20 protein-coding genes are annotated in these 24123 nt (G+C 54.1%); 11 read left to right on the forward strand and 9 right to left on the reverse strand.

The annotated features are described in order from the left end of the window. Positions 1 to 8: 8 nt before the first annotated feature. From NQF89_RS01160 to NQF89_RS01175, 4 genes are all read right to left on the reverse strand, one after another. Complete coding sequence (locus NQF89_RS01160) at positions 9 to 974, reverse strand: glycosyltransferase (RefSeq protein ID WP_266137308.1); 966 nt, start codon at positions 972 to 974, stop codon at positions 9 to 11. A 119-nt stretch (positions 975 to 1093) separates the two neighbouring features. Then, a complete protein-coding gene (locus NQF89_RS01165) occupies positions 1094 to 3268 on the reverse strand; it encodes a protein-disulfide reductase DsbD family protein (RefSeq protein ID WP_266137309.1) in 2175 nt (724 codons plus the stop codon). Between the two features lie 80 nt (positions 3269 to 3348). Beyond that, on the reverse strand, positions 3349 to 4626 hold the full coding sequence (locus NQF89_RS01170; protein WP_370513613.1) for a YVTN family beta-propeller repeat protein: 1278 nt from the start codon (positions 4624 to 4626) through the stop codon (positions 3349 to 3351). Beyond that, positions 4623 to 5486 carry a creatininase family protein gene (locus tag NQF89_RS01175; RefSeq protein WP_266137310.1) on the reverse strand — a complete coding sequence of 288 codons (864 nt, stop codon included), beginning with the start codon at positions 5484 to 5486 and terminating at the stop codon, positions 4623 to 4625. The genes NQF89_RS01170 and NQF89_RS01175 overlap by 4 nt, the downstream gene beginning before the upstream one ends. A gap of 96 nt (positions 5487 to 5582) precedes the next feature. Between NQF89_RS01175 and NQF89_RS01180 the strand changes: the two genes are divergently transcribed. Further along, positions 5583 to 6131, forward strand: a complete 549-nt coding sequence (locus tag NQF89_RS01180; RefSeq protein WP_230873348.1) for a DUF2721 domain-containing protein — start codon at positions 5583 to 5585, stop codon at positions 6129 to 6131. On the opposite strand, the gene pstS is transcribed toward NQF89_RS01180, so the two are convergent. Further along, the gene (gene pstS / locus NQF89_RS01185; protein WP_266137376.1) at positions 6082 to 7086 is read right to left on the reverse strand and encodes a phosphate ABC transporter substrate-binding protein PstS; all 1005 of its coding nucleotides are present in this window, start codon (positions 7084 to 7086) and stop codon (positions 6082 to 6084) included. The two genes, NQF89_RS01180 and pstS, sit on opposite strands and share 50 nt — an antisense overlap. 348 nt (positions 7087 to 7434) lie before the next feature. On the opposite strand from pstS, the gene NQF89_RS01190 reads away from it, so the two are divergent. The 7 genes from NQF89_RS01190 to NQF89_RS01220 all read left to right on the forward strand — a co-directional run bounded on the left by NQF89_RS01190 (position 7435) and on the right by NQF89_RS01220 (position 15977). After that, positions 7435 to 9081 (forward strand): hypothetical protein, encoded by a 1647-nt coding sequence (locus NQF89_RS01190; RefSeq protein ID WP_266137311.1) that lies wholly within the window; start codon positions 7435 to 7437, stop codon positions 9079 to 9081. Between the two features lie 95 nt (positions 9082 to 9176). Then, on the forward strand, positions 9177 to 10517 hold the full coding sequence (locus NQF89_RS01195; RefSeq protein WP_196424792.1) for a UDP-glucose dehydrogenase family protein: 1341 nt from the start codon (positions 9177 to 9179) through the stop codon (positions 10515 to 10517). A 184-nt stretch (positions 10518 to 10701) separates the two neighbouring features. Beyond that, a complete protein-coding gene (locus NQF89_RS01200; protein ID WP_266137312.1) occupies positions 10702 to 11802 on the forward strand; it encodes a hypothetical protein in 1101 nt (366 codons plus the stop codon). Positions 11803 to 11844: 42 nt separating this feature from the next. After that, a complete protein-coding gene (locus tag NQF89_RS01205) occupies positions 11845 to 12630 on the forward strand; it encodes an MlaE family ABC transporter permease (RefSeq protein ID WP_407652334.1) in 786 nt (261 codons plus the stop codon). A gap of 32 nt (positions 12631 to 12662) precedes the next feature. Next, positions 12663 to 13472 (forward strand): ABC transporter ATP-binding protein, encoded by an 810-nt coding sequence (locus NQF89_RS01210; RefSeq protein WP_230873349.1) that lies wholly within the window; start codon positions 12663 to 12665, stop codon positions 13470 to 13472. Between the two features lies 1 nt (position 13473). Further along, positions 13474 to 14880, forward strand: coding sequence for a DNA repair protein RadA (radA, locus tag NQF89_RS01215; protein WP_266137313.1), 1407 nt, complete (start codon positions 13474 to 13476; stop codon positions 14878 to 14880). Positions 14881 to 14990: 110 nt separating this feature from the next. Beyond that, positions 14991 to 15977: an MIP/aquaporin family protein gene (locus NQF89_RS01220; protein WP_155572571.1), complete on the forward strand. Its 987-nt coding sequence runs from the start codon at positions 14991 to 14993 to the stop codon at positions 15975 to 15977. Here the strand turns inward: NQF89_RS01220 and NQF89_RS01225 are convergent. Continuing rightward, positions 15974 to 16573, reverse strand: a complete 600-nt coding sequence (locus NQF89_RS01225) for an IMPACT family protein (protein WP_099026706.1) — start codon at positions 16571 to 16573, stop codon at positions 15974 to 15976. The genes NQF89_RS01220 and NQF89_RS01225 overlap by 4 nt on opposite strands. 214 nt (positions 16574 to 16787) lie before the next feature. Here NQF89_RS01225 and NQF89_RS01230 point away from each other — a divergent pair, with 214 nt between their 5' ends. The 3 genes from NQF89_RS01230 to NQF89_RS01240 all read left to right on the forward strand — a co-directional run bounded on the left by NQF89_RS01230 (position 16788) and on the right by NQF89_RS01240 (position 21926). Further along, complete coding sequence (locus tag NQF89_RS01230) at positions 16788 to 19379, forward strand: MMPL family transporter (RefSeq protein ID WP_155572570.1); 2592 nt, start codon at positions 16788 to 16790, stop codon at positions 19377 to 19379. Between the two features lie 187 nt (positions 19380 to 19566). Further along, positions 19567 to 21297, forward strand: a complete 1731-nt coding sequence (locus tag NQF89_RS01235; protein WP_155579736.1) for an alginate export family protein — start codon at positions 19567 to 19569, stop codon at positions 21295 to 21297. Positions 21298 to 21440: 143 nt separating this feature from the next. Next, the gene (locus NQF89_RS01240) at positions 21441 to 21926 is read left to right on the forward strand and encodes a flavin reductase (RefSeq protein ID WP_155572568.1); all 486 of its coding nucleotides are present in this window, start codon (positions 21441 to 21443) and stop codon (positions 21924 to 21926) included. On the opposite strand, the gene NQF89_RS01245 is transcribed toward NQF89_RS01240, so the two are convergent. The 3 genes from NQF89_RS01245 to NQF89_RS01255 all read right to left on the reverse strand — a co-directional run bounded on the left by NQF89_RS01245 (position 21923) and on the right by NQF89_RS01255 (position 24068). Next, a complete protein-coding gene (locus NQF89_RS01245) occupies positions 21923 to 23212 on the reverse strand; it encodes an Nramp family divalent metal transporter (protein ID WP_266137378.1) in 1290 nt (429 codons plus the stop codon). The genes NQF89_RS01240 and NQF89_RS01245 overlap by 4 nt on opposite strands. A gap of 47 nt (positions 23213 to 23259) precedes the next feature. Continuing rightward, positions 23260 to 23508 carry a DUF3297 family protein gene (locus NQF89_RS01250; protein WP_099026547.1) on the reverse strand — a complete coding sequence of 83 codons (249 nt, stop codon included), beginning with the start codon at positions 23506 to 23508 and terminating at the stop codon, positions 23260 to 23262. An 89-nt stretch (positions 23509 to 23597) separates the two neighbouring features. Beyond that, positions 23598 to 24068 (reverse strand): RidA family protein, encoded by a 471-nt coding sequence (locus NQF89_RS01255; protein ID WP_266137379.1) that lies wholly within the window; start codon positions 24066 to 24068, stop codon positions 23598 to 23600. Positions 24069 to 24123 lie beyond the last annotated feature (55 nt).

Consider the following 24123-nt stretch of genomic DNA (forward strand, 5'->3'; position numbering starts at 1 on the left):
ATGCACCTTCACTCACCCGCATTAAGTAATTGGCTATAAACTTGTTTAAGGGTGGCACTAACGCGCTCCGGCGCATAAGCCTGCGCTGCTCTATGGCCAGCCTCCAGCATCTTAGGCAATAATGGATCCCCTGAAGAAAACCCCGTTATGGCACGCGCCAAAGAATCAACCACGCCCTCAACATCTTCTGGCGAATGCCAAAAGCCATTCTGGGCTGTAGCGTAATCAATTCCACCACCACCATGATACCCCACAACACAACACCCAGCAGCCATGGCCTCCAAAGCCGTAATCCCCAAGGATTCCAAACGTCCAAGGGAGAGAACAATGGCAGACCTCCCCATAATGTGCGCTGTTTCTGCCTCGCTATTATTCTGCAAAGCTATCCAAGAAATATGGGTAAATTGTGGATATTTTAAGTGCAACATCTCACGCATTAATCCCGCATAATCCACCACATTTTCCTGCCCAACCCATTTCCTATAAGACACTACAATCTGCAGCGACTTAGGCTGTGGGGTAAAAAGCGTCCCATCCACAACGGGTGGGGTTATCAGCACATTATCCACCCCTAAAACAGACTGAATCATGCGGGTGCAATACGCGCCGGGGGAGAGAATATACTGTACCCCCCATTCCTTCAGATTCTGCTTTGATGGCCCATAGGTGAAAAAGTAATAAGGATTTTGACAGAAAATAACTTTCTTCCCCTGCAAAGGGGCACGAATCATCTTACTGTACCAGCCATTCAATGTTTCAGGGAAAACAATCAAATCATTCGCTGTTAAGTTCGTCACATCTGAGCATATCAAAGCCGCCATCTCACGGTCCAACCATGAAGGTGGGCCATCAGGCTGCATGACCTGCACCTCAAACCCCGCACGGCGCAATAAAAGCGCGTGACGATAAGTCGTCTTAACCCCACCAGTGATACAATCACGCGGGAAACAGTTTAAAAATATAATACGCCCCACAAACGGGCTCCCCCATTTTTATTCGCTCATGCATTAAGCACGCAAACCGTAAAATCTTCATTAACACAACCCGGCTTATTCATTAACATAAAGTGAAGGGGGGAAGCCAGTAGGCAGCCTTATTGTTCTGCTTTAAAAGGCGTCTCACCAATTATCTGCTGCACGAGGGTCGGCGTTAATATCTGTGGCAAAAGCACCTCTTTCCCCTGTGGGGAAAGGTAGAGATAAAAAGGCACGCCCTCACGCCCATGCGCACGAAGGAAGGCCGTTATCGCCTCATCATGCTGCGTCCAATCCCCCCGCAATAACGTCACACCATGCTCATGAAAAGCCTGCTGAACAGAGGGGACATCTAACGCCACACGCTCATTTACCATGCATGTGATGCACCATGAGGCGGTCATATCCACAAAAACAGGCCGCCCTGCTGCGCGTAAGGCTGCCAAGCGTTTTTCAGAGAATGGCTCTATAAAGGAAGGGGCATTTTTTTGCGCAACATCACGGGCGTGCGTCCTCACCTGCATCAGGCCCAGCGCACATAATAACAGGCATAAAATCGCCACCCCACGGCAGAACCACATAAAACGCGGCGTACGGCTGGTCATAGCGGCCTGTTGGGCAAGGCCATAAAACCAGCCGCCTAAGCCGAGCAACACAGCCCCGCCCCCCATAACGACCACTATATCTGGCCCGCTTTGCTGCACAGCGACCCATAATAACCACACAAAACTTGCAAAAAGGGGGAACGCCAACCCTTGCTTTACCCGCTCCATCCACGGGCCAGGGCGCGGAATATAACCTGCCACCCCCGGCATAAGAGCCAACATAACATAGGGCAGGGCCAACCCCGCCCCCATAACGAGGAAGATGACCCCTCCCATCCAAACAGGCCCATTAAAGGCCGCTGCAATCGCCACCCCCATAAAAGGGGCCGTGCAAGGCGTTGCCACGATGACGGCTAATAAACCTGTAAGCAGCTCCCTAACCGGGCCATGCCCTGCCATCCTTTGGCCAGCCATCCCGACCAACCGCCCCCCTGTAATGTGAAATACGCCCCCTAAGGTCAGAGCCATAAGAAATAAGAGCCATCCCATCCCCACCACAAAGGCCGGGGATTGAAACTGAAAGCCCCATCCCAGCGTAGCTCCCCCATAGCGTAGAGCCATCATCCCTATGCCAAAGGCCACAAAACTGCCCATAACACCGAGGCCATACCATGTGGCACTCTGCACACGGCTGCGCCATTCTACCCCACCCATTGCGGCAAAAGAGACAATCTTCATCGCCAAGACAGGAAACACACATGGCATGAGGTTTAAAATCATCCCGCCTAAAAAGGCTGCGAGCAACACTCCAAAGACGCTCTGCCCCGCCTTCTGCCTGACATCGTGAGGGGACGGCATGGCTGTAATATGTATAGCAGAGCGATTGCCTGCCCCATCCACCAACACAACCACGCCTGCCAAAGACTTCTGCCAAAAAGGCGGCTGCGCATACGCATCTGGCTTTAGTTGAATCTGCACATAACCCGGCTCAACCGTCACAGCCTGCGTGGCGGCATGGGCGATAACGCCGCCCTCTAAAGGCAAAAACCACGCTTGCCGCACCGTATCAGACGCTAGTCCCGCCCCGTACAGAACAAGCCGTCCTTCCGCTGTGATAGACGCCGTAAAGGGAGAAGGCTGCGGCAATTCCGCCTCCGCCTTGCGGAACAAATCTGCCTCAGCACTTGGAGGTGTTGTAGCTGCCTCACGCGCGGGCAAAGTAAGGGTGAAGTGCCCGCTTTCGGGGATGCAAATATCAGCACAAACAAGCCAATCCGCCTGCGCGGTTATCTGCACCACCCCATTGCCTTGCCCTTCTAACGGCACTTTAACGGGAAGAAGCACATCCCCCCGATAGCCATAGGCCATCAATTCACCCTCGGAGAGACGCTCTGGCACGGGCCATTCTATTTGCTCCCCCACCCCGCTGCGCGCCCCGCTGATGGTGATGCGAATATGTGTCGGCTCCCCCGCATCACCGGGGTTTTGCCAATAGCTGTGCCATCCCGGTTGTAATTGAAGGCGCAACCCTAATAACAGCTCTGCACCCGTTTTATCAGGCTGTGATGCCGTCCCACTGGGTAGAGCATCCACCGCGCTTACAAGGCTTGCGCGTGTATGGGAGGTCACAACCGGCGTACTCTCAGCAGCATCAGCCTGCGATAATGCCATCACCCCCATGAGGCATAATAGCCCCATATAGGCCATCACACTGCCCCACACTGCCTCCAAACGCAATAACCTCATCATGCCCTCCCTGCGCGCTATGATGAAAAAAGGGAGCCGAAGCCCCCTTTTCCCTTTTACATGCCTTATAAGCTTCCAGCCAATTAACGCATAATGCCCGTATGGCCGATGCTGTAACGGCCCGGCTGTGGCCAGACAGTCAAGCCATGAGGCTCTGCCCCTACAGGGATGCTTTTCATCGCCCCGGTTTGGGTATCAATCGCATAAACGACATCATCAAACCGGCCAGAGAGCCATAATGTCTTACCATCAGCACTCACATTGCCCATATCGGGGCTACCACCGCCGGGGATGGGCCATGTCTTTAACACTTTATCGGTCGCGACATCCACAACCGAGACACTCCCTTTGCTATGGCGCGGCCCATGAACCATATGAGACCCACGGTTCGCCACATAAAGCAATTTAGCATCACGGCTTGGATACAGCCCATGCGTCCCTAACCCTGTGGGGATGAAGCCTGTCTCTTTAAAACTATCACCATCAATGATGAACACACCATCGGCATGCATATCAGCAACATAGAACTTATGCCCATCTGGTGCAGCAAGCACATCTTGCGGCATCCCGCCTTTAGAGAGCTTCAACATCCCTAAAAGCTTACGATTGACCGTATCGACCTTCGCCAAATACCGCCCGAACTCACATGTAAAAATGGCATAACGCCCATCAGCAGAGAAAGCCGCATGGTTAATCCCCTCACAAAGCGGGGCTTCAACCGAGCCTTTAAGAGCCATTGTATGGGGGTCACGGAAGTCCAACCGGCGATGTGCCTCTGCCACAACAATGGCATTCTGCCCATCGGGGGTAAAGTACATATTGTAAGGGTCATCCACCGCGACAGCCTTACCGGGCTTGCCTGTATGTGGGTCGATCGGGGTGAGGGAGCCATCCGTATGGCCTTCACTATTATTCGTCACCCATAAGGTCCGCAAATCCCATGAGGGCACAACATGTTGTGGGGACCGCCCAACGGGGAAGGTATCCACGACTTTATAGGTCTTAGGGTCAATCACCGAGACGCTATTACCCCGCAAATTCGGCACATAAATGCGCTCCGGGTCCTGCGCAATGGCGGGTGAAATCTTATCCGGCCCGCTAGCCTCGCTATAGATATTATGCGCATCTGGCACAGGCGGCATGCCGGGGATTGTCTCCACCGCAGAAGCAACAGGCTTTACAGCCTCACCCATCGTAGAAGGTGCAGCGGCTTTGGCGGCTGGCGAATCAGAAAACGGCTTAGGAGACTCAGCAACAATCGGGTCATCTTCTGGGTCTGGATGGGGTGTTGGTTGCTGGGCATAAGCTGCCCCGGCCATCAACAACGCCCCCATTGTAAGAAAAGAAACTTTAAGCCTCATGGGTGCCTCCTATTAAAAGAAGAAATGGCCTTAACAGCAGCCTGCACCTGCATGGCTATGCCGACCCGGCCAAGTTCAGCCGTTGCCTGCCGCGGGTCCCCACCATAGACCCCATCAGCGGGCGTTGGTTTCCCAACCTGCCTCAGAAGCCCCTCCCGCACAAGGGAAGGGTCCACCGCAAGCATGAGTGACGTATCACTTATATCAGCATGTTTCCCCAAAGCCACACCATAACCATGCTGCCGTAAATAAGGGGCGTACTCTTGGGCAATCACATCATAATAAGCCCCTACATATAATACACGCGCTAACTGCCCCTCTGCCGCCCAGCGTTTATTCACCTTACGGGCTAAACCCTCTAGCTGGGTTTGATACCCTCCATGATCTCCTAGCAACACAATGGTCCTAAAGCCCTGTGTGCGTAAACTCTCCACAGCCCCTTCGATAAGACCTGCAAATACAGAGGGCGGGATGGATAACGTCCCCGCAAAACGCATATGGCCTGTACGTGGTTGTGTTCCCCCTTCTGGAACATACGCCACAACAGGGGCAACCATCGTATGGCCAAGCGTGCGGGCAATCTCATCAGCAAGGCTCTGCGCCCGCACATTATGTTTACCCACCGCCATATAAGGCCCGCTCTGCTCCGTCCCACCTATGGGCAAAATGGCCGTCATCACCCCTTGCTTGAAGGCAGCATCAAGCTCCGTCCAGCTTTGGCACGCAAGCTCCACCTGCTGGGCAGGCGGTGGGCAAGCCGGTGGGAGCGCTTCTGCCACGCGCCCCTCCGCATAAGCAGAAAACGCCACGCCCCAAAAAGCTAGCAAACCACCCCACCACATCATAGCCCGGTTGCTCATCCAGCATCCCTCATGCATCATCCCCAGAGCAGATAGTGCCGATTCGCACTCCGCAAGACTTTGCCTTGTAACCCTATAGCCTGCAACTGGCCGACCATGCCCCTAACCGATACGCTCCCCTTCCTCAGCCAGCAAATGAACACGCTCGATGATGCCGCCCATGTGATTCAAATGGCTCTAACACCGGTCTTTATGCTCTCCGGTATTGGCACCCTCATCAACATCTTCAACACAAGACTGGCCCGTGTATCGGACCATCTGGATAATGTGAACCGCCTCCTCGCAGCCCCGCCGGAAAAAGAGCCTCAATATAGCTACGATACACCAAGACGGCTAAAAATCCGCCAAAAACGCCTCACACGCCGCATTGTCGTGCTAGACCTTGCCATTATCCTCAATGGCCTTGGCGGGGCACTCACCTGCGGGGCGGCCATTGCGCTATTTGTCGGCTCTTTGGGCGATGCCACAACATCCCTGTGGCTGTTGGCCCTCTTTGGCTCCGCCCTAAGCTGCACGGTCGCAGCTCTGCTCGCCTTCTTGGTCGATACACTCCTGAGCTGGCATGGGCTGCGGCATGAGGGGCAGGTCTCCCTCCTTACCGCTTTGCTGCGCTCAAAGGCCAACCCGATAAAACCGCATCACTAACCTCTTTGGGCAAGCCAACATAACCAAGCTGGGCGTTAATCTCCCCTCCATGGGCAAACCCCCATTGGAAGAACTGCTTCACCGCCCGGCCCTCTGGCTGGTCTACGGCATCTTCTGGCACAAGCACATAAGTCGCCGAGACAATAGGCCAACTCCCCACACCGGGGCGATCGAGCAAATTAACGGCGAACTGCTCCTTCGCTTCCCAATGTGCAGCAGCGGCGGCAGCAACAAAGCTCTGCAAAGATGGCGCGATAAACGCCCCATCATGTGTTTTTAACTGCACAATATCGAGGTGATTTTGGGCCGCATAAGCATATTCCACATAGCCAATGCTCCCCTCTGTCTGACGGACAAGGGCTGCAATGCCATCATTCCCCCGCGCCCCGGCTCCACCGGCCCATTCCACCAATGTGCCAGCCCCGATTTTCTCCTTCCATTGTGGAGACACCTCAGAGAGATAAGAAGTAAAAACGTAACTCGTCCCCGCACCATCAGCGCGATGAATGGCCACAACCCCCATATCAGGCAATGTAATATCAGGGTTGAGGGCTTTAATGCGCGGGTCATCCCAATCTGTGATGCGCCCATCATAAAGCGCGGCAATCGTTGGGCCATCCAACCGTAATTGCCCCTCTGGCACACCCGGCAGATTGACCACCAATACCACGCCGCTCATCACGGTGGGGAATTGATAAAGATGCGTCTTAGCTAAACGCTCAGCACTCATCGGCTTATCAGATGCCCCAAAATCCACCGTGCGCTCAATCACTTGGTCCTGCCCCGCGCTGGAGCCAACGGTCTGATAATTGACATCTACACCCGTTTGCGCCCCCGCAGGTACACTCCAGCTCTGATAAATAGGCGCAGCAAAGCTAGAGCCAGCCCCTGTTATACCGACCTCCTCCGCCTGTGCTGCCGCTGCATATAATACCGTTGCGGGCATGAGCAACATAATAGCTTGCACACACGCACACACTCCCAAGCGTGGCAGGGATTTGATGGTCAGACGCATATAGCCCCTCAAGGTCACACAATAATCCTTTTATCGTTATAACCACGCCAGCATAGCAAACAATAAAAATATAACCAAAAGAGCAAAAAAGACTTTTAAAATAAGAAAAAATACGCAAGAAACCCCAATAGATGATGCCATAGAGAGGCTTTTAGCGTGAATAGAAAAGCAAATCATAGTATATATTCTCTTTATTACAGTTTTATGACAGTAACATTTCTGTCATATATTGCTCCTCACGCTATATCCTCTGCTCACGCCGCAGGCACCAATGATGCCATTGCACTAATGGAGCAGCAGATACATGCCATGCAGGCCCAACTTAACACTATGAAGCAAAAGCAAGCAGCGGAGAATCGGCGTATCCGTGCCGAGCTAGCCCGCCAGCGGGAATTAATCGAGGCTGACCCTTACGCCTCTCGCGCGCATCTCCTTGGGCAGAACACAACCGGTCCTTACGGGGTCGCCCCCCATAATGGGACCGGCCATGATGATGTTTTTGGCCTTGCCTCCTCCGCCATCATCACACCATCGCGCACAGCCAGCACTCCCTATGGGGAGCTGACCGCTATCCCTCCTGCTCACCCAGACCTCTATAGCCCACTGCGCCGGGGGCAATTACAAATTGGTGGCGTTCGTCTCACATTAGGCGGGTATTTGGAGGCCGCCGGGGTTTGGCGGTCCCGCAATAGTGCGGCTGATATTGCCAGTGCGTATAATGCCATCCCTTGGCATAATCAGCCTACATCGCATATGAGCGAGTTCCACCAAACAGAGCGGCAAAGCCGTCTCGCTGCCTTAGTGGAGGGGATGCTTACCAAAAAGCTTGAAGCTGATGCGTATGTGGAGACGGACTTCCAAGGGGCGGGGTCATCCTCCAACTCGCGGCAATCCAACTCTTACGTTCTGCGTGCCCGCGTTGTGTATGGGGAGCTAAAAGATAGTGCTGATGGCTGGTACATCCTCGGCGGGCAAAGCTGGTCGCTCATCACACTCTTTAACAAAGGCATGTTCGCCCGTGATGAACAAACCCCTATGGTGATCGAAGCCCAATATGTCCCTGGCTTTAATTGGACGCGTAACGCCCAATTCCGCGTTGTGAAAACCTTTGGTCCGCATGAACGCTACGCCGCTGGTCTCTCCATCGAGAATCCAAGCTCTGTCCCCGCTGGTGTCTCACCTTGCTCCACAGCGGCTCATCATTGCACCACGACTGACCGCCTCACCGGTACAAATGTCAACAACCCTTCCACCTATTATACCAGCGACCCCGCACCAGACCTCATTGCCAAAGTCGCAGCTGACCCCGGTTGGGGACATTATGAACTCACAGGGGTGATGCGCTTCTTCCGAGACCGCAATAGCACGGTTGGCTCTGGCTCCAACCACACCACAATCGCCGGGGGCGGTGGTGGGGGGATGGTCCTACCTCTTATTGATAAAAAACTCTATTTCCAGGCTTCTGGCTTAGTCGGGACAGGGCTGGGCCGTTATGGCTCAACCAATATGCCCGATTATACCTATAACCGCACAGGTGGTGTAACCGCCTTACCAGAGGCCAGTATCCTCCTGGGCCTTTATGGCAACCCTATGAAGAACCTCAAGCTCTACTCCTATGCTGGGGCAGAGAACATCCTAAGCCGCCGTGCTTTTGATGAAGGCAGCAACCATTACGGCTATGGCAATCGCAACTTTGATATGCGCGGCTGCTCTACCGAACTCGCAACAAATTGCGCCGCCTCAGGCAATATCCACACAGTCGCCCAAGCAACAGGGGGCTTTTGGTACACAGCTGCGAAGGGTGATTACGGCACACTCTTTGTCGGCGGGCAATATGCGCACACCCATATACAAGCTTTCTCCGGCCTTGGCGGCAAACCCAAAAGCGATGCCGATATGGTCTTTATGTCCCTTCGCTACCAACCTTTTAACTAAGGAGCGTGCAAAATCCCTCTAGCCAGCATGGCTTACAACTGACAAAACCTAACGGCACCCATTCTTACTCACAATCCCACAAGCAGGAGGCCCCCATGCACATTACCATGATTGGCGGCGGGTATGTCGGGCTTGTATCGGGGGCGTGTTTGGCGGCCTTTGGGGCGAATGTAACCATCATAGAGCGTGACACCCAACGGCTAGACTGTCTCCAAGCTGGGCAAGTCCCACTTTATGAGCCGGGGTTAGAGGCCCTCATTACCCAACAACAACAAGCCGGGCGGCTCACCTTCACACAGGATTTAGCCCCGGCCCTGCGCGACAGTCAGGCGGTGTTTATTGCCGTGGGCACCCCCACACGGCGGGGGAGCGGCCATGCTGATTTAAGCTATGTTTATGCCGCAGCGCGCATGATTGCAGCTCATGCGCCCGATAATCTACTCGTTGTCACCAAATCCACCGTGCCAGTGGGGACAGGGCGGCAGGTCGCGCATATCCTCCGCACCACCCGGCCTGACCTTACGTTTCATATCGCCTCCAACCCAGAATTCCTCCGCGAGGGCCATGCGATTAACGACTTCATGCAGCCTGACCGCGTCATCATCGGGTTAGAAGATGAGGCACAAACCGCCTCCCATGCCCGCACCCTGCTAGAGGCCCTCTACGCCCCCTTACACACCCCGCAAAATCGCCTCATTTTTATGGGCATTGAAAGTGCAGAACTCACAAAATATGCAGCCAATGCCTTCCTCGCGATGAAGGTGACCTTCGCTAATGAAATGGCCGATCTCTGCGAGGCCACAGGTGGTCATATTGCCGATGTAACACGCGGCATGGGGCTAGACCCCCGCATTGGCCCTGCTTTTTTAACACCGGGGCCCGGCTATGGAGGCTCGTGCTTTCCCAAAGATACGCAAGCTTTGGCCACATCGGCCCGCCAAGCGGGGGCCCCCACTCAACTTATCGAGACCACCATCGCCGCTAATGAGGCCCGCAAACGCCGCCTTGCGGAGCGCATCATCGCCCTCGCAGGCCATAACATCACCCATTACACAATCGCCGTGCTTGGGCTGAGCTTTAAGGCCCATACTGATGATATACGCCAAGCCCCCGCTTTAACCATCCTCCCTTTATTGCATGAAGCTGGCGCAACACTCCGCGTTTATGACCCCCAGGCGATGAACGCCGCACGCCCGCTCCTCCCCCACGATATCAGCTACGCGCGTAACGCCCTCCACGCCGCAGAGGGAGCCGATATGCTGCTTATCCTAACAGAATGGCCAGAGTTTGCAGCCCTTAGCCCTGCCGATATTGCCCCCACCATGAAAGGGAGGCTCATTGTGGATTATCGGCAGATATGGCACCAAAATGACTGGCAAAAGGCAGGATTCAACTATCACGGGCTTGGCTATAAAATGGCAGAAGAGCCACGATGACCCCTATCGCGCAGGGGTCCCACGGGCAAATCTTACCTCTTTTTTAAACGAGGCTATCTTCATACAAAAGGGCTGCTTATAATACAGCAGGATAAAAGGTGACGGATGGGCCTATATTGCCCTATCATCTGCTCAGCTATTTTAAGTGGCCGGTGCCGCTATTTTACCAATCGGGAGTCCCTGTGTGAGTACGCATAACGTCCGGGTTTGTTTATCTCTGTTCCTAAAACGCGCTCTTTGCGTTGGAGCTGTACTGGGCGGTGGCCTCTTTGCCGCTAGCAGCTTTGCAACAGAAGCGACCCATACCGTTCTCCGTGCTGATGAGCTGGACCTCAGCGTCCCTTGTGCGCAAGTGCATATCAAGGTGGACCCTGCCCTTAAAAACAGCATGGTATTAGAGACAGCTTCTGGCCTCTCCCCTGCCATCCAAACCGTTAAAGATGGGACAGAAAGCCACCTCCATATTGCTCTTAAAGCCTGCCAAAAAGGCGGGGTTATGGCCTTGCGCCTCTCTGGTGATACGGCTCTTACCCTCCATGACAGCCCTCAAGCGCACATTACCATCAGCGGGACTCTCACAACGCTGGAGAGCAATCTAGATGATGCCTCCCTGGATGTTGATCATGTCGAATCCCTAGACCTCTCCATCTCCGGCACAACGCAGGCCCATATTTTCCAGCTTGCTCGTGCCGCGCAAATCAACGCTACAGGGGCTGCGCGGCTAGATGTTGATAACGCGCTTCTCTCAGCCCTATCGGCCCAGCTCTCCGATAATAGCCAGCTTTCCATCGCGCAGGGGCAAATTGATAACGTAACGCTGACAGGCTCTCAACAGGCGGAAGCCTCCATCATGGCGACTGTCAATAATGCCAATATTATAACGAATGATGCCGCTCATGTTACTCTCAATAAAGTAACGGGCACTGTGCAAGATGGGGGAACAAAACACATCTCCCACACCACACCGGCAGAGCCTGCAACACAACCATCTCCCAAACCAACACCAACACTACAGCCCGATGGCCAAGCTCAGGGGCTGAATAATCCTGCCCTACCGCATGTAACGCCTGCCCCTACGCCTACAGCTACACCAAAAGCATCGCTCTCCCCCCACGAGGCCACACCTCCCAGCACTACATCGGCACAGCCTATCAACGCAGCACAGCCCCCCGCGACACCACCCAAAATGACGTCTCCCACAACACCGGCTGATAACGGCACACAACCACAAACAGCCCCACAAGCGACACCAACACCAACGCCACAAGGGCAAATAGCGAAATGACCCGCCCCCTCCACAGGGTCGGCATAATATAGAGGCAATTTTGTGAGACTATTCACCCTCCCTTTCATCTTCCTTGGGCGTTATATTTTAAAAGCATTGCACCATGCTGGGACCTTGAGCTTATTTGCTCTGCGTGGCCTCGCTGGGGTGTTTCGTCCACCTTTTTATGGGCGGATTATCCTCTCCTGTTTGTTAGAGATTGGCTTTCTCTCCCTCCCTGTTGTAGCCTTAACGGCGATTTTCTCCGGTGCGGTTATTGCACTGCAATCTTATAGTGGCTTTAGCCAATATCATGCTCAAAACGCCATTGCGGGGATCGTCGTCCTCTCCATCACGCGGGAGTTGGGTCCAGTCTTAGCGGGGCTTATGGTTGCTGGGCGCATCGGGGCCGCCATTGCCGCCCAAATCGGGGCGATGCGCGTGACCGACCAAATAGATGCCCTCAGCACATTAGCAACAAACCCTATCAAATATCTCGTCACACCCCGCTTGCTCGCAGGCTTGTTGGCTCTGCCCTTCCTTGTATTGATTGCCGATATTTTAGGCGTCTCTGGCGGGTTTATTGTCGCTGTAGGCAAGCTGGATTTCAGCCCGGCCCTCTTTATCAACACAGCCTATAATGCCCTCCATGCGCATGATGTCTTAGTCGGGCTTTTAAAAGCGGCTGTCTTTGGGTTTCTCATCGCTCTGCTGGGCTGCTACGAGGGGTATAATAGCCGCGGCGGGGCAGAAGGTGTGGGCCGGGCTGCAACCGCAACGGTTGTGGCAGCCTCCATCCTCATCCTCGCTTTTGATTACCTCTTAACCGACCTCTTTTTCACCGCATGACGCGCCTTACCTCACCCCCGCCCCGACAGGACATGATGACCCAACAGCCTTGCATCCGCATCCGTGGCTTAAAGAAATCCTTCGGCAACCGCACCATTCTCAATGGGATTGACCTAGACATCCCCGCTGGGGCCTCTACCGTCATTATTGGCGGCTCTGGCAACGGGAAATCCCTCATGCTGCGCTGCATCCTCGGCTTGATTGAGCCTGATGAAGGCATCATCGAGATTGATGGCGAGGACATCCTCCGGGCTTCCACCAAACGCCGCGATGCGCTGCTAAGACGCATTGGGATGCTTTTCCAAAACGCTGCGCTCTTTGATAGTATGAGTGTGATGGAAAATATCCTCTTTGGCCTCAAAGCCAAACGTCATGGCCGTACTGCCCTCCCCCACCGTACAGAGTTGGAGCAAGAGGCCTTCCACCTCCTAGCTCAAGTCGGTCTTGGCCCCAATGTCGCCCCCCTCAACCCGGCAGAACTCTCCGGCGGGATGCAAAAGCGCGTTGGTCTTGCTCGTGCCTTAGCAGGACAGCCCGATATTCTCTTTTTTGATGAACCCACCACAGGGCTAGACCCCATCATGTCCGCCGTGATTGATGGTTTAATCAGCGATTGTGTGACCCAACGAGGCTCCACAGCCCTAACCATCACCCATGATATGACCTCCGCCCGCCGCATTGGGGACCATGCCGCCATGCTGTATGGGGGAAAGATTATCTGGCAAGGCCCCGCCTCGGACCTCATGAATAGTGGCAACCCGATTGTTGACCAATTCACGCATGGACGGCGGGAAGGCCCCATCACCACCACGATGACGGACCAACCAGCAATAGGGGGCTAATATGGCCAAAAAGCCCACTAGCATCTTTATCTGCCAAAATTGCCATGCCCGTTATCCAAAATGGACAGGCCGATGCGACCAATGCGGGGAATGGAATAGCCTAGAGGAAGAAGCCAGCACCCCAACCCCCAGCAAAGCCCAACCGGGCAAACGCGGTACGGGGCTAAAAACCACGCGGCTTGATGGCACAGCAACGCCCCCACCGCGCCTTAATACCAGCATGGCAGAATTAAACCGCGTCCTTGGTGGTGGGCTTGTCCCCGGCTCGGTCGTGCTGGTGGGGGGGGACCCCGGCATTGGCAAATCCACCCTCATGCTCCAAATGACCTGCGCTTTAGCCAAAGCGCACCATAATGTTCTTTATGTCTCCGGGGAGGAGGCGATAGACCAAATCCGCCTCCGTGCCCAACGGTTAGAGCTGGATAAAGACCCTAAAGCCCTAGACCAGCTAGACCTTGCAGCCTCTATCAATGTCAATGACATCGCCACAACCTTGGAGGAGAATCGCAGCCTCCATGTCGTAGTCATCGACTCCATCCAAACCATGTGGCTAGAGAGTGTCGCCAGCGCGCCCGGCTCGGTCTCCCAAGTGCGTAATTGTGCTTTTGAGCTTATCCGCCTTGCTAAAACGCTTGGCTTTGCCCTCATCCTCATTGGGCATGTGACAAAAGAGGGAGCCTTAGCCGGCCCGCGCGTTTTGGAACATATGGTTGATGCGGTGCTGTATTTTGAGGGGGATCGCGGCCATCAATTCCGTATTCTCCGTGCGGCTAAAAACCGCTTTGGTGCAACGGATGAAATCGGCGTATTCGCCATGACCGATACAGGCTTGCGGGAAGTCCCCAACCCCTCCGCCCTTTTCCTTGCGGAGCGGCATGGCAATATCGCAGGCTCTGCTGTCTTTGCTGGGTTAGAAGGCACACGCCCTATTTTGCTGGAGGTACAAGTCCTTCTCTCCGCCAAAAGCAGCGATGGGGCCCCACGGCGGGCCGTGCTAGGCTGGGATAGCTCCCGCCTGAGTATGATTCTCGCTGTGTTAGAGGCACGCTGCGGGTTAAAACTTGGGAGTATGGACGTCCATCTCAACATCACAGGCGGGCTGAAGATTAACGAGCCCGCTGCCGACCTCGCCGTTGCAGCAGCCCTCATCTCTGCCGCAACAGGCCAACCAACCGCCCCACATGAGGCTTATTTTGGGGAGATTGGCCTCTCTGGCGAAGTGCGGCAGGTCAGCCAAACAGCAGTCCGACTGAAAGAAATCTCCAAACTCGGCTTCAAACAAGCTGTCATACCGCGCCATGTAGGTACAGCCACAGCCCGCCCCAAAGGTCCAGCCACCCTCACCATTGCCGAAACAGGCCATCTCAGCGACCTTGTCCGCCGCTTCTCCCCCGCTGCGGGGTCATGAAATCGGGAAACATTAAAAACCTCTTACAGCCCTTGACCTTTCCCCAATCTTCCCGAAACACTAATGCCCACCACAATATGATCTTGTCTTAACACTGGGTTCATTCTCCCATGACTGACCGCAAGAAAACCTACACAGCCCGGCATGTTCGCTACCCTCATATTCGTCTGCCGCATATTCGCTTTTCCCGCAGAGAGCTGACAGACCGCCCCCTAGAAGGCAAACCCCACCCAGACCAACCCTTCCATTGGAAGCTCTATGCCATGGAGGCCATCGCTACGGCCATCATGCTGCTTCTTGGCATTACCGTCACCACAATTTTAGCCGCCGATGGCTCCCCTGTGGCGGCTTTTCTGGCCCCTTACCCCATTCTTCGCTCTGCCCTTATTGGCCTCTTCTTCGGCCTAGCGGGGACGATTGCCACACTCTCCCCCTTCGGGAAAGTCAGCGGGGCGCATCTCAACCCCTCTGTGACGTTGGCATTCTTCCTAAGCAAGAAAATCCGTTGGTTAGATGCTCTGGGTTACATATTTGCCCAGCTCATTGGGGCTTTTACAGGGACGCTCCTCGCAAGCCTTGGGCTGAGCATCCTCCTGCCCTTCTGGCAGCCTCTTGTGACACAAATCCACTATGCAGGGACCTTCCCCGCTTCCCATTATAGCCTTGGCTTTGTCGCTTTGATGGAAGGCATCGCCACCGCAGGGTTGATTCTCGTCATTTATTTCACCGCATCACGCCCACGCCTTCAGCATTTTACCACATGGATGTGCGCGCTTTATTTTGCGATTACTAACCCGTTTATCTCCGGCTTTTCTGGCAATAGCACCAATTTTATGCGGACCTTAGCCCCCGATACCTTAGCCCATAACCTCCATGGGATATGGATATATCTTGTCGGGCCTTTTATGGGGGCGGCTATTGCGTTGCAACTCGCCCGCTTCCTCGTCTCTCATCATGGCCTGCGGGAAGCGCGCATCGTCAATTTTGGCCATCATGGCCGCGTACCCCGCTATTCCGCCCCGGAGGCCAAAGGCCCTTCACCTGACGAATTAAAACGTGAGGATAAAAAAGAGGCGGCTCAACAAGACACCCCTTAGTCCGGCTCATCATCCAATACACGGATAGGCTCTTGCCCGCGTGTGAGGTCCCTCAGCCATGCCTCAACCTCCTCACGCGCTTGCACGGGGACAGCCAGCTCCATCACGGCCCCTGCCGCACCAAAAGTACAATCGCGCACCTCCACGCGCCATCCCGGTAATTTGGCCTCTACCTCCGCATAAATCGGGAAAGGACAGTGGAAGCCTAGCCGAACCCGCTCGACCCACTCACTCTTTGCTGCCTCACGCAAACAAGCTGCTGCTGCCCCGCCATAGGCCCGCACCAGCCCCCCAGCCCCAAGCTTCACCCCCCCAAACCAGCGGGTGACAACGACCATAACCCCCTCAAAATCCTGCCCTTCTATCGCAGAGAGAATAGGCCGCCCTGCCGTGCCAGAGGGTTCCCCATCATCATAAACACGGTACCGCCCCCCAACACGAAACGCCCAGCAATTATGCGTTGCCTCTGGCACAGCCACTTGGGCCAGAAAGGCCATCGCCCCGGCTTCATCCTCCACAGGGGCGGCCATAGCGCGGAACACACTATGGCGAATAATCGTTTCATGCTCGGCTATGCCGTCTAATGTCCAAGTCATACGCTCATTCTGCCCTAGAAAGGCTGTGCCCGCCAAGCCACACCGCACACTCCTTTTGCAATCATCTTACCTTAGATGAGGCCTTTCTCCTAAAAGGGGAAACCGCACGCTATGGAAAATCCCGCCCTATCGCGCTACTACTGCCTTCATCCACAAGGCTAGAATGGGCCAATATCCAGCCTATTACACAAGGGTAAAAGAGGATCACACTGCCATGCTTTCCACGCTGACAAACCGTCTCAATGCGTTTTGTGGCCGCCATGTCGCCCTTGTATTGACCATTTTTACCTTGTTATGCGCTGGCTCGGTATGGCTTAGCCTTAACCATCTCGGCATCACAACCGAGACCGATAAGCTCTTTGCCGATACCCTCCCTTGGAAGCAAAAAAACCATCAATTAGAAGAACTTTTCCCCGGCGAGAAGAACACCCTCGTCGCCATCATCAGCTCCGCTACGCCTGAAGAAGGGCGCGAGGCAGCGCACGATCTTGCCGCCATCCTCGCACAAGACCATGAGCATTTCGATAAAGTCAGCCAACCTGATGCTGACCCTTTCTATACCCGTAATGCCTTCCTCTTTATCGATACAAAAGAGCTAGAACCCCTGCTCGATTCCATCATCGCCGCACAACCATTCCTCGGTACCTTAGCTGCCGACCCTTCTGCGCGCGGCCTCTTTGGCACCTTCGGCCTTATGGCAACAGCCCTTAAAACTGGCCAACCCATCCCTGCTAGCTTCAATACCGCTCTTGATGGCCTAACCCATACATTAGAGCAAGGCATGACAGGCCAAGCCGCCCCCCTCTCTTGGGAGAAATTACTCTCCGGTGGTTTGAGCGACCTTGGCGGGCATTACCAATTTGTCGTCACCCATCCACGGCCTGATTTCTCCTCCTTTGAGCCCTCAGAGGCCGCCACAAAAGCCATGCGTGCGGCCTTAAACACACTGCCCAGCGTCAAAGCAGGGCGGACCCATGCGCTCATCACCGGGGAAGCGAAACTCAGTGATGAGGAGTTCTCCACCGTTGCCCAAGGGATGGTCATCGGCCTTATCATTTCTTTCGCCCTTGTTGCGCTTTGGCTCATCCTTGCCGTGCGGACATTGCGCGTTGCTATCCCCATCCTCCTGACGCTCATCATTGGCTTGTTACTCACAACAGGGTTTGCAGCCTTAATTGTCGGCACCTTGAATATGATTTCGGTCGCCTTTGCCATCTTATTCGTTGGAATTGCGGTCGATTTCGCCATTCAATTTGGTGTGCGCTTCCGCTGCCAAAAGGATGAGCAGAACCAACCCCTCGCCCCCCTTGCAGCCTTAGAGCGCACCGGCAAAGAGAGTGGCCCGCAAATCTTTGTTGCCTCCCTAGCAACAGCGGCGGGCTTCCTCGCTTTCACACCCACGAATTTTGTAGGGGTTGCCCAATTAGGGCTTATTGCTGGGGGCGGGATGATCATCGCCTTCTTCTGCACCCTGACTCTTCTACCCGCTTTGCTGATGGCCTTCCGCGCCAAACCGGGGGCGAGCAGCACGGGCTTTACATCTCTCCTGCCGATAGACCGCGCTTTACAGCGTTATCGCACCCCTGTTCTGAGCATTTTTGGGGTGCTCGGCCTTATCGGGCTTTGCCTCATCCCACGCCTGAGCTTTGATGCCGACCCCCTCCATACCAAAAAGCCTGACACAGAGGGCATGAAGGCCCTTAATCTACTGGAGGAAAACCCCCTCACAACCCCGTATAATGCCCAAGTCCTCACCCCAGACATTGCTACCGCTGCACGCCAAGCGGCGGCCTTTAACAAGCTCGAAAGCGTACATGATGTCCTCTGGCTTGGGGCCCTCGTCCCCGATGACCAAGACGCTAAAATCCAGCTCATCCATGATGCAGGCGACATCATCCTCCCTACCTTAGATGTTAACCACCCAGCCCCGCCCCCTTCCGCCGCGGAACTCCGCCAAGCAGCCCTTAAAGCCGCTCATTCTTTTGATGGGTTAGACGGTAAATTAACCCCCGCCCTCGCTGCTTTACATAATGCGCTTTTACGCCTCTCTACCGCCCCTGATGCCACATTGCTCTCCACCAATGAGGCCCTCACCCACTTCCTCCCCGCAGAGCTTAACCAGCTTAAAACGCTCCTAGTCCCCCCACCGTCCATTACGATGCAGAGCATCCCGGCCCATATCCGTGCCGACTATATTGCCTCTAACGGGGCCTATCGTTTGGTCATTCACCCTAAAGGACAAATGTCCGAGACCAAGACGCTCCATCGCTTCGTCAATGAGCTAGAGACGGTCACCCCTGATATTTCCGGCCCAGCTTTGGAGATTATCGCCAGTGCCCAGACCATCACACACGCCTTTATTACCGCAGCTATCTGCGCCATTATCGCCATTGCGCTGATTTTACTCATCACATTGCGCCGCGTGCTCGATAGCCTCCTCGTGCTGTTGCCCTTGCTCCTCTCCTCACTTCTCACGGTGATTCTCGTCATCACGGTGCCGGAGCAACTCAATTACGCGAACATCATCGCCTTACCCCTTTTGCTAGGGGTCGGGGTGTCCTTTAACATCTATTTCGTCATGAACTGGCGTGCAGGGTTGCATAATCCCCTTTCCTCCCCCACAGCACGAGCGGTTTTATTCTCTGCCCTGACAACTGGTTCCGCCTTTGGCTCTTTAGCAGCCTCCATCCATCCGGGCACCGCTAGTATGGGGCGGCTTTTACTTCTCTCCCTCACCTGCACGCTCATCTGCTCACTTGTCTTTATCCCCGCCCTCTTACCGGGGGAAAAAGAGGACTTAAAATAAACCTCTTTTGAGAAAACTGGCTGATTATAAGGGGTTTTTCATAAGCCCCTTTATTAATCGGTAATCCATATCTCTGTAAGAGGTTTATTTGATGAGTCTCTTTGAAGAACTTTTGCGTTAAATCAATGTTCTAACCTCATTTTAATCATCTTCTGGGGCCGTAAAAACCATAACAAGGTCCCATGTAATGCCCAAAAGACCCTTTCCCCATATCGTCCTTTACACCACGCTCCTGACAGCTGGCCTGGGCACCACACTGTCACCTGCTCATGCTGAAGCAAGCAGCACAACTCCCGCTAGTACCGATTCTTCACAGCTAAAACGCAGCATCCTCGACCGCATCATGCACACAGCACCGGGCGGCTGTCCGGCTGAAGCCCCCCAATCTAACCCTTATGGCATTTGGGCTCGTGGGGATGGGAGTGAGACAGGCTTCGGCCCCGTCTCCCAATATGGTACCCCAGCGGGGATGGATAGCATCAGCCAGCCTAAAACCGGCCTTTGTGACCGTGGCGACCCTTTTGATAGCTATAAGCACATGAAGCTTAATGATAGCGGCTCCATCTGGCTTAGCCTTGCTGGGGAAACGCGGCTGAATAACTGGTACGATAGGCGGCCTGTCTTTGGTGCAGCGATTGACCCTACCACCTCCATGAAGGCCCGCCCCTTTAACTCTGGCCGCTTTGCTGTCCGTAATCTTTGGAGTGCGGACCTCCATTTTGGCCAGCATGTACGCTTCTTTGGCCAACTTATTAACGCTGATGCTGGTGGGTGGCGCGGCTATAGCTATGATGGCACCTTCCGTAAAAACTTAGACCTTCAACAAGCGTTTGTAGAGCTTAGCGGCAATGCTGTTGGAGGGCATGGCGGCTTCATCTTTGGGCGGCAGCAATTCCTTGATGCGCCTGACTATATGATCGGTAATCGCGATGTGCTGAATGTCCCACTCAGCTGGGATGGGTTCCGCATTTACGAGCATTGGAACCGCGTCCGGTTTGATGGTTTTTATTTCATCAATACAAAGAACAACCATACAGATAGCTTCCGTGGGGGGAACTCCCTTTTCCACGACACACTTGATTATAAAACCCGCCTTTATGGGGCTAACATCACCTATGCGCCGCCGGATTTCCACTTCCTTGGGGAGGCAGGATATTCCTTCATCAACATCTTCTATTATGGCTATGAGCTTAACGGCGGGCCTGCCCAGCAAACAGTGATGTATAATGCCTCCGCATTAGGCCACACCAAACGCAATAACTTTGGCATGCGGTGGCATGGGGAGGCCGGGCCTATCAGCTTCTCCTTTGGGGGAGCGTATCAGCAGGGGCGGTTCTATCAATCTTATAACGCCGCAAACCATTATGATAAAATGAACCGCCATGTAAATGCGTGGTCCATGAATGGCACGGTGGATTACCATTTCCGCCATGTTATGTGGCATCCTACCATCGGTGTGCAGGGCGATGCTTATTCCGGCGGTGGCGCACGCGGGACGACAGGCAGTGTGAACACCTATATCGAACCCTTCGGTGTAAACACGAATTATCTGGACCCCACCAATTACCTCACCGGGCAAAACTTGATCGACTTTGCCCCAAAGGCGAGCTTCTCCCCCACCAACTATCTAACCTTCCAACTCAAACTACCCATTTATTGGCGTTACAATACGGGGGATGACACATACTCCATCTATGGGCGTAACATCTTCCAACGGCAATTCACCTCCGGGAGATATAATGCTTATAACTACGACTCCTTTGTCGGGATTGCCCCACAAATGGCAGCAAGCTTACGCCTTGGCCCTCATTTAACCTGGGATCATCATGTCGTCCGCTTCCTTACATCCCACGCCATGCACCAAGCTGGCGCACATGATGCAACCTATTACCAATCCTCCCTCACCCTCACTTACTAACTTGATAGGGGCAGAAATGCCCCTTTCCCCCTCACCTTAAAAGACTAACAGCTGTTTTCACTCTTGGATTTACAAAAAAGCCTTGATAAACCCCTTATCCGTCCTTCTTTAGTCCTATTTATTCTGCCCTGAAAGTCTCCCCCATGCAGGCTATCTTTCGCAATGCTATGAGTCGCCTTGGCTCACCTGTTACACTCGTTACCACTGATGGCCCTGCGGGGCGTTATGGCTTAACAGTCTCCGCCATAACGAGTGTTACCGATACCCCGCCCACAATATTGGTCTGCTTTAATCGTGCTAACGCATCGCATGAGGCCTTTTTGACCAACAAAAAACTCGGCATTAACATCCTCGGTAAAGGCCATGATGATCTCGCCTGCGCCTTTGCTAATAACCAACTCACCGCGACAGAACGCTTCACATGCGGGCAATGGCACCCCGGCCCGCTCGGCTCCCCCTTATTAGACGGCGCGCTGGCCACGCTTGATTGTACGATAGAGAATACACACACCATCGGCACGCATGACGTCCTCATCTGCCGGGTGCATGCCATTACAATAGATGATGGGACACGCCACGGGCTAACATGGTTTGACCGGGCCTTCCATCACCTACCAACACGCGCCTAAAACAGGGCATCGCTTAGTAATTTTACATTCAACCCAACAATCACCAGCACCACAAACCACGCTAAAACAGCCCATAAGGGCGTAAGACGAAACGCCCCCATCTTCTGCCGGCTTGAGACAAACCAAACAAGCGGAATCATCGCAAAGGGCAACTGCATGGAAAGGACAATCTGGCTCAATACGAGCAAATCCCCCACCTTCCCCTGCCCATAAAGAGCAACAATAACAATAACGGGCAACACAGCTATGCCACGGGTGATGAGTCGCCGCACCCAATAGGGCAACCGTAAGTGAAGGAAGCCCTCCATCACGATTTGCCCTGCTAACGTCCCTGTAACGGTGGAGTTTGTGCCTGCCGCAAGCAACGCTACGGCAAATAAGGTCGAGGCCAGCCCAAAGCCCAACACGGGCGAAAGCAGCCGCCACGCATCGCTAATCTCAGCCACATTTTGATATTTCGTGCCATGGAACGCCGCCGCAGCCACAATTAAAATCGCAGCATTGATGAACAAAGCCAGCGTTAAAGCCAATGTGCTATCCCATGTCGCCCAGCGCAGCGCATCTCGCCGCCCTTCCACCGTACGCGGGTAGGAGCGGCTTTTTACCAAAGAGGAATGGAGATAAAGATTATGAGGCATAACCGTAGCCCCAATAATCCCAATCGCCACATACAGCATATCGGGGTTCGTCAAAATATGTGGCGATGGCACAAAGCCTTTTAAAATCCCCCCGATAGACGGGGATGCCGCCACAAGCTGTATGCCAAAGCACACGGCAATAATCCCCAAAAGGGTTATCACAAAAGCTTCCAGCGCGCGCATCCCACGCTGCATGAGCAATAAGACGAGAAAAACATCCAAAACGGAAATTAACGTCCCGGCCATGATGGAAAGGCCAAACAATAAGTTCAACGCAACAGCCGTGCCGATAACCTCGGCTAAATCACACGCAATGATGGCGACTTCACAAGTCAGCCACAGGGGGATATTTGCCCAACGTGGTAACCAATCGCGGCAGGCTTGGGCAAGGTCACGCCCTGTTACAATCCCTAACCGTGCCGCAAGGGCTTGGAGCAGGACCGCCATAATATTGGCCAGCAAGATGACCGATAGTAAGCGATACCCAAACCGTGCCCCACCTTGTAGGTCTGTGGCCCAATTACCGGGGTCCATATACCCCACGGCAACCATATAGCCGGGGCCAATAAAGGCTAAAAACCGCCTCAGCCAGAAGCTTGCCCGCGCCGGTACAGCCACAGCACCACGCGCCGCATCCTCAACGGGCATATAGTCTGCCTCAGGCACGCTTTAATCCTTTATGTTAGAGGGGCTAATCAGGACGCCGCCTCACCTTTAAACCAGACTTCAACAGGGCCATTCAGCTTTAACGTCATCGGCCGGCCCCGCCGGTCTAAAGACCGCCCTACAGAGACACGAATCCACCCCTCACTCACGCAATATTCCTCAACATTGGTCTTTTCTTCCCCTTTAAAGCGCACACCTATGCCGCGGCCCAATATCTCCTCATTATAATAAGGGCTATCAGGGTAGATAGAGAGGCGATCAGGTAATGTATCACTCATCGAATCAGTCATCCTTTCATTAAAATCTGGCAGATGATTCTGGCAGGCTGCCCTTCCATAACAACCAACCTACCAAAAAGAAGCCCTCTTTAAGCGACTTCAAACATCGCTTCAACTTCTACCGGGGCATTCAGCGGTAAGCTCGGCACACCAACGGTCGAGCGGGCATGTTGGCCAACCTCCCCAACAAACACCGCAGCAGCAAGGTCAGAAGCCCCATTCATCACAGCAGCATGATCGGTAAAATCAGGCGTGCAGGCCATAAAACCACCAAGACGCACAACCCGCCGCACACGGGAAAGATCACCCCCCAAAGCCGTATTAAGCTGGGCCAGAATATTGATAAAACATGCTCGTGCGCATGCTGTCCCTGCTTGATTGGAGACTTCACCACCCAACTTACCAGTAATCAGCAATTTACCATCCACTAATGGCAACTGCCCGGAGACAACCAATAAATTACCCGTCCGCACAACAGGGAGGTAATTCGCCACAGGGGCAGCGGCAACGGGAAGCTCAATATTTAACGCAGCGAGACGACTTTCTGGTGTGGACATAATCTTCTCCCTTTTTCTCCCAATGGGGTCAAACCCTGCACACCCTGCGCTGTAAAGC

The organism is Bombella pollinis (genome assembly GCF_026385485.1).
In the GTDB taxonomy this organism is placed as follows: Bacteria; Pseudomonadota; Alphaproteobacteria; order Acetobacterales; family Acetobacteraceae; genus Bombella; species Bombella pollinis.